We start from the raw sequence: 6779 nt of genomic DNA, 5'->3' as shown, positions 1-6779 counted from the left end.
GTCTTGCCGGCACCGTTGGCACCGATGATGGCGATGCGTTCGCCCGCTTCGACCATGATCGAGAAATTCTTGAACAGCTGACGGTCGTAGGATTTCGACAGGCCTTCCGTCTCGACCGCCAGGCGGTGCAGCTTCTTCTCGCCTTCGAAGCGCACGAATGGATAGGCGCGCGAGGATGGCTTGAATTCCTCGATCTTGATCTTTTCGATTTGCTTGGCGCGCGATGTTGCCTGGCGGGCCTTCGACTTGTTCGCGGAGAAGCGGCGCACGAAGTCCTGCAGCTCGGCAACCTTTTCCTTTGCCTTGGCGTTGTTGGCCAGCTGCTGGTTGCGGGCCTGCGTCGACGCTTCCATGTAGTCGTCGTAATTGCCCGGGTAGACTTTCAGCGTGCCATAGTCCATGTCCGCGACGTGCGTGCAGACCGAATTCAGGAAGTGGCGGTCGTGCGAGATGATGATCATCGTCGAGTTACGCTGGTTCAGCATGTCCGCCAGCCAACTGATCGTGTGGATGTCGAGGTTGTTGGTCGGTTCGTCCAGCAGCAGGATGTCCGGATCCGAGAACAGGGCCTGCGCCAGCAGCACGCGCAGCTTCCAGCCCGGCGCCACCGCGCTCATCGGGCCCTGGTGCAGGTCGGTGTCGATACCCAGGCCCAGCAGCAGTTCGCCGGCGCGCGCTTCGGCCGAGTAGCCGTCGTATTCCGCGACCTTGCCTTCCAGCTCGGCCGCTTTCATATAGTCCTCGTCCGTCGCTTCCGGATTGGCGTAGATGGCGTCGCGTTCCTGGATCGCGTTCCACAGTTCCGTGTGGCCCATCATCACGACGTCGAGCACGCGCACGTCTTCGTAGGCGAACTGGTCCTGGCGGAGTTTACCGAGGCGCTCGTGCGGGTCGAGGCTGACGTTGCCGACGGACGGCTCGAGGTCGCCGCCGAGGATCTTCATGAAGGTGGACTTGCCGCAACCGTTCGCGCCGATCAGGCCGTAACGGTTGCCGTCGCCGAACTTGACGGAAATATTTTCGAACAGCGGCTTGGCGCCGAACTGCATCGTGATGTTGGCTGTACTGAGCACTGGGAAACCTTCGCTTTGGGTTTTCGATTAACCGCACATTTTACCACTGTGGGGGTGGGCTGCGTCAGGCGGTCTGCACTGTCGGGTAACCAGACAGCACCAGCGTCCAGCGCTCGCCGTCGCAGCGCAGATGCCCATGGGCGCCGAACGGAATCGTCACCCGGCGCGGGATGTGGCCGAATTCCAGCCCCGTCAGCACCGGGACCGGCAAGGTGGCACGCAGATAGGTCAGCATTTCGTCGAAGTTGTAGCCATTGTCGGCCGGCGCCAGCCGGTAGCCGGAAAAATCGCCCAGCACGACGGCATGCTGGCGCGCGAGCACGCCGGCGTGCATCAGTTGCAAGAGCATGCGCTCGACCCGGTACGGGTGCTCGGCAATATCCTCCAGGAACAGGATGCCGCCTTCGATGCGCGGAAAGTAGTCGGTGCCGACGACCGACATGATCATCGCCAGGTTGCCACCCCAGACGGTCCCGGTCACGTCCAGGCGCGGATTCGCTGCGCCATGGCCGGACACCTCGTGCGTGGGGCCGGCGAGGCAATGCCAGAAATCGTCCAGCGTGAAGGAAGCGGGGGCGACGGCGCCGAAGTCGCCGGCGAACATCGGTCCCGCATAGCTTTGCACGCCGGTTTTCGCGAACAGGCCCATCTGGAATGCGGTGACGTCGGAATAGCCGACGAAGATCTTGCCGCTGGCTGCCATGCGTTCGAAATCGATGTCCGGCAGCAGGCGGCTCATGCCGTACTGGCCGCGGATGGCCATCACGATCTGCACGTCAGGGTCGGCCGCGGCAGCTTCCAGCTGCGCCAGCCGCTCGGCGTCGGTGGCACCGAAGCGCTGGTGGCGTTCTTCGTGGCGGTAATAATTGTGGACCAGGATGCCCTGGGCTTCGAGGCGCGCGATGCCGCGCGGAATGGCTTCGGGCTCGGGGGCGTAGCCGCCGGGCGCGACGAGGGCAATGCCCAGTTTGGATGAGGTCACTGTTTGACGAAGAGGCTTGGTGTCGAGTCGGGCGCCATCTTACCGTGCGCATGGGCGTCGATCAAGGCGAGGAACCGCTCCAGCAACTGGGCCGGCAGGTCGTGGCCCATGCCCTCGATGACCTCCAGGCGGGCGCCCGGAATCGCTTGCGCCGTGTCGATGCCGCAGGCCAACGGGACGAGAGGATCGGCCGCGCCGTGGATCACGAGCGTGGGCGCAACGATCGTCTGCAGCTGCGGCGTGCGGTTGCCGCTGGCCGTCACCGCCAGCATCTGCCGCAATACGCCACCCGGGCAAGTGTTCCTGCGCAGCGCGCGGGCGATGCGGCGGCGCAGCTGTTTTTCCGGCGTCGGGTATGCGGGGCTGCCGATGGTTTGCAGCAGGTGCACGTTGTAATCGATCGCCGCCTCGATGTCGGCGCCGCCGGTCCAGCCTCTGGGCCGGCGCAGCAAGGCGCGGCGGGCGGCCGGCGTCGGGCCTGGCAAGCCGCGGCGGCCGCTGCTGGACATGATCGAGGTCAGGCTGAGCACGCGCGATGGGAATTTCGCGGCCATCACCTGCCCCACCATGGCGCCCATCGACATGCCGACGACGTGGGCACGTGCGACGCCGAGGGCCGACAGCACGCCGATGGCATCGTCGGCCATGTCTTCCAGGCGGTACGGTGGCGTCAAAGGCAGGTGCAACCGGGACTTCAGCCAGGCCAGCGTGAGGCTGGGCGTGCCGGCGTGCTCGAACTTGGTGGACAGGCCGCTGTCGCGATTATCGAAACGGATCACGTAAAAGCCCAGTTCGACGAGGCCTTCGACGAATTCGTCCGGCCAGGCGGTCAGCTGCAGGCCGAGGCCGGAAATGAGCAGCAGGGGCACGGCCTTCGGATCACCCGTGGTGTCGAAAGCGATGCGGATCCCGTTGGCGTTCAGACTAGGCATGGTGGCGTCGCCGGCACCGGGTCGACCGGATCGGGTAGTGGTGCCGGATAGTGAGCTGTTGGTCCAAGAGTACTCCCGAGCCTTTGCGGCGGCGGCTTGGAACCAGCATACCATTTTCGGCGAAGCGGTGGCGTCAACGATGCGCGCGCGCCGCGCGGAATGCATCAGCCGGTCGAGGCGTCGGGCGCGACGTCGGGTGCCGGCGCGCGCCGGGCGGCGCGGCGCTCCGCGAAGAAGCCCTTCAGCATGGCGCTGGCCTCGTCGGCCAGCACGCCGCCGACGACGTCCGTGTGGTGATTCAATTGCTCCAGCGCGAACAGGTCGAGGATGGAACCGCACATCCCCGTCTTGGGATCCGGCGCGGCATACACCACACGAGCCAGTCGCGCATGCATCATTGCGCCCGAGCACATTGCGCACGGCTCCAGGGTTACGTACAGCTCGCAGCCCGGCAGCCGGTAGTTGCCGAGCTTTTCCGCGGCCGCGCGCAGGGCGACGATTTCCGCGTGCGCCGTCGGGTCGTGGCGGCCGATCGGCTGGTTGAAGCCGGCGGCGATGACCTCCCCGTCGCGCACCACGACGGCGCCGACGGGCACTTCGCCCGCGGCCCAGGCCTTGCGGGCTTCCTGCAGCGCCAGTCCCATGTAGGCGGCGTCGTCGGTCGGATCAGGCATCCGTGATCTCGGCCCAGCAGTTCGGCGTTTCGTGCAGCACCAGTTTCTGCAGGCGCAGGCCGGTGCCGTAACGGTCCTTGTAGGCGGCTTTCAGGATGTTCCACGCGACCTGGGCGAGGTTTTCCACGGTCGGGATGCGGTCGATCACGACCGTCTTGTGCCCGGGCAGGCTGGCCAGGAAGCCGCGCACGGACTCGTCCTTCTCGTAGACGAGGAAGGCATGGTCCCAGACGTCGACGAGATGCTCCTTGGCGAGCGCCTTGATGTCGGAAAAGTCCATGATCATGCCGTTGTCGGAATTGCCTTCGACGTCGATGACGGCGCCCGTCAGCGTGATTTCCAGCGTGTAGCGGTGGCCGTGCAGGTTGCGGCACTGGCTTTTATGGTCGGGGATGCGGTGGCCGGCATCGAATTCCAGCTTGCGGGTAATGGTCAGCATGTGTACTTCAAGGAATATTCAGGAGTTTATGGGTCTGGAGGCTGAGCTTCCACTTCGGATTGCGGCGGCACGTCTCGATCGCCAGTCCGGTGTTGAACTGCGCCAGCGGGCCGTCCATCGGCTGGACGTAGAAATTGTCGAAATCGAGGTGTTCGTAGGCGGACAAGTCCTGGCCCGCCTGCGGGACGACGACCTTGATCTCGTTGCCCCGCTCCACCACCAGCGTCGAACCCATCTTCGGGCTCACGCAGATCCAGTCCACGCCTTCGGGCACGGGCAAGGTGCCGTTCGTCTCGATGGCGATCGTGAAGCCCACCGCGTGCATGGCGGCGATCAGCGGCGCGTCCAGTTGCAGCAGCGGCTCGCCACCCGTGAACACGACGTACTTGCTGTCCGGATAGGTCTGCGGCCACAGGCTGTCGATCTCGGCGGCCAGGCTGGCGGCATCCTTGAACTTGCCGCCGCGTTCGCCATCCGTGCCGACGAAATCCGTGTCGCAGAACTGGCAGACGGCCGTGGCGCGGTCGCTTTCGCGTCCGGTCCACAAGTTGCAGCCGGAAAAGCGGCAAAACACGGCCGGCCGGCCCGCATGGGCGCCCTCGCCCTGCAGGGTGTAGAAGATTTCTTTGATGCTGTAGGTCACAATAGAAAGGCGGGTCAACACCCGCGTAAGCTTCGCGTCAACCTTCCATTATACCGCGTGCGAACGGGTCGCCAGAAGCACTTCCATTTTTCCRCCCCTGTTGTGAATACGGTTGAAATTGATGACAAGCAAAAGCATGCCGCTCAGAAAGTCGTACCTTTGGATACGGAAAGTTCCTAATCGAGTCGTCCTAGTCCTCGTTGGAGGGAGCGTCATGAAAACCATGCTGCCCAAGCCGTTGCGCGTCACGCTCGGCGCCATCTTGTTGCTGGTCGTTGGCATCGGGCTGTCCGAACGGCGCCATATGCCTGCCGTGCCCGGGCAGTTGCAGCTAGGCATGCTCGCACTCATCATGATGACCCTCGTGTTCGCCACRCTGTTCCGGCGCCTGCGTAGCGAAGACCGCATCGCACGTCTGGAAGCTGCCCTGTGCCGGGAACAGAAGGCGCGCAGCCAGGCTGACCAGGCGCTGGCCGAGTCCGATCTGCTGCTGGGCCGCCTGACCGCGAGTGCCGACGGCCGCCGCGGCAACCTCGACCCGCTCGCCCAGCTGGTGGCGATCCAGACCGAGTTGTTGCAGGTGCGACGCCAGTATGCGCTCGAGGATCCGCTGCTGGCTTCGCGCATCGACCTGCTGTGTACCCGCGTCGACCGGGTCGCCCATGCGATCGTCGCCACACACGCCACCGAGCCAGGATAGCCACCGCCAAACACTTTTGTCGAATATCAAGCGGGCGTCATTGTCAGTGACGCACAATCGGTTCTCGTCAGCAAGTAATTTGCTTAACAGACAGAACCGAAGGACKGCACATGACAAGCCCGACCACAGCGCAGCGGCTCATGGATTCCTCGGACGCGACCGGGACGCCGGCCGTGGCGGACCGCGCGTTCGCCCACCAGTTGATGGAGACGGTGGCCATTCCCATCTTTGTCCTCGACACGTCGGCCCGCGTGATGCTGTGGAACCGCGCCTGCGAACGCCTGACGGGCGTGCCGGCGCGCGAGATCATCGGTACGCGTGACCATTGGCGCAGCTTTTTCGACGAGCGCCGCCCTACCCTTGCCGACCTGCTGATCGAAGAGCGTGCCGCGCAAGCCGGGCGTACGCGGCCACATCCTGCCCCGGTCGACGACGCGCACCTCTCGGCCGAAACCTGGTGCGACATGCCGCGCGTGGGCCGGCGGCGCTACCTGGCCGCCGACGCCAGCCCCGTCTTGGACGACCGGGGCCGGCTGGTGGCCGTCGTCGAAACCTTGCGCGACCTGACGGACGAAAAGCTGGCCCAGATCGCCCTCGAACAACTGGCCACGCGCGACGGCCTCACGGGCCTGGCGAACCGCCGCTGCTTCGACCAGACCCTGCACGCCGAGTGGGCGCGCGCGCTGCGCCAGCGCCAGCCGCTGTCGCTCCTGATGGTCGACGTCGACAACTTCAAGGCGTATAACGACGCGAATGGCCACCTGGGCGGCGACGAATGCCTGAAACGGATCGCCTCGGCCGTCGCCAGCGAGATGCGCGCCAACGATCTCGTCGCGCGCTACGGCGGCGAGGAATTCGCCGTCATCCTGCCGAACCAGTCGCTCAAGGGCGCGGCCAGTGTGGCCGAGCGGATCCGCACCCGCGTGGAACAACTGCAAGTCCCCAACCGCCTCACGCCCGGACAGCACGTCACCGTCTCGATCGGCGCCGCCACGGCCATCGCCTCGCACGACAACAGCGCCAGCGAGCTGGTCGCCACGGCCGACGCCGCGCTGTACCGCGCCAAGCACATGGGGCGCAACCGGATCAGCCTCCCGGTGACCGAGCCCGCATGATCCGGTAGCGCCAATAAAAACGCCGGCGGGGAGCCTGCGTCGGTAGGGTGGACGGCTCGGCCATCCACGCGTCCAGCCAGAGCGTGCTTTGCTCCAACGCTCGAGTAGTTGAACGCGTGGGCGGGAGCCCCGTCCACCCTACAACCGTTCTCCAGCGATCGGCATCAAGGTGCATTCACAGCATCGCGCGATCCCACCCGTGGCGCACGGYGGCCTTCACC

General features: G+C 65.3%; 8 protein-coding genes. 2 read left to right on the top strand and 6 right to left on the bottom strand.

Annotated elements, in window-relative coordinates; all coding sequences use genetic code 11:
* The 6 genes from AC1DYX_RS25700 to queE all read right to left on the bottom strand — a co-directional run.
* On the bottom strand, window positions 1–1073 hold a 1073-nt coding region (locus AC1DYX_RS25700; protein WP_477264151.1), incomplete at its 3' end, for an ATP-binding cassette domain-containing protein.
* Window positions 1074–1137: 64 nt separating this feature from the next.
* A complete protein-coding gene (gene ldcA / locus AC1DYX_RS25695) occupies window positions 1138–2055 on the bottom strand; it encodes a muramoyltetrapeptide carboxypeptidase (protein WP_477264149.1) in 918 nt (305 codons plus the stop codon).
* Window positions 2052–2987, bottom strand: coding sequence for an alpha/beta fold hydrolase (locus tag AC1DYX_RS25690; protein ID WP_477264147.1), 936 nt, complete (start codon window positions 2985–2987; stop codon window positions 2052–2054). The genes ldcA and AC1DYX_RS25690 overlap by 4 nt, the downstream gene beginning before the upstream one ends.
* Before the next feature lie 164 nt (window positions 2988–3151).
* Window positions 3152–3661 carry a tRNA adenosine(34) deaminase TadA gene (gene tadA / locus AC1DYX_RS25685; protein WP_477264145.1) on the bottom strand — a complete coding sequence of 170 codons (510 nt, stop codon included), beginning with the start codon at window positions 3659–3661 and terminating at the stop codon, window positions 3152–3154.
* Window positions 3654–4100, bottom strand: coding sequence for a 6-carboxytetrahydropterin synthase QueD (queD, locus tag AC1DYX_RS25680; protein WP_477264143.1), 447 nt, complete (start codon window positions 4098–4100; stop codon window positions 3654–3656). Before queD ends, tadA begins: the two co-directional genes overlap by 8 nt.
* Window positions 4101–4107: 7 nt before the next feature.
* The gene (gene queE, locus AC1DYX_RS25675) at window positions 4108–4743 is read right to left on the bottom strand and encodes a 7-carboxy-7-deazaguanine synthase (protein ID WP_477264141.1); all 636 of its coding nucleotides are present in this window, start codon (window positions 4741–4743) and stop codon (window positions 4108–4110) included.
* A 214-nt stretch (window positions 4744–4957) separates the two neighbouring features.
* Here queE and AC1DYX_RS25670 point away from each other — a divergent pair, with 214 nt between their 5' ends.
* Window positions 4958–5443 carry a hypothetical protein gene (locus AC1DYX_RS25670; RefSeq protein WP_477264139.1) on the top strand — a complete coding sequence of 162 codons (486 nt, stop codon included), beginning with the start codon at window positions 4958–4960 and terminating at the stop codon, window positions 5441–5443.
* A 110-nt stretch (window positions 5444–5553) separates the two neighbouring features.
* A complete protein-coding gene (locus AC1DYX_RS25665; protein WP_477264137.1) occupies window positions 5554–6558 on the top strand; it encodes a sensor domain-containing diguanylate cyclase in 1005 nt (334 codons plus the stop codon).
* Window positions 6559–6779: the final 221 nt, after the last annotated feature.

The organism is Massilia sp. P2_C2 (assembly GCF_056404615.1).
The sequence above is the reverse complement of the archived record's forward strand: the minus strand, read 5'-3'. Positions and strand labels throughout refer to the sequence as shown.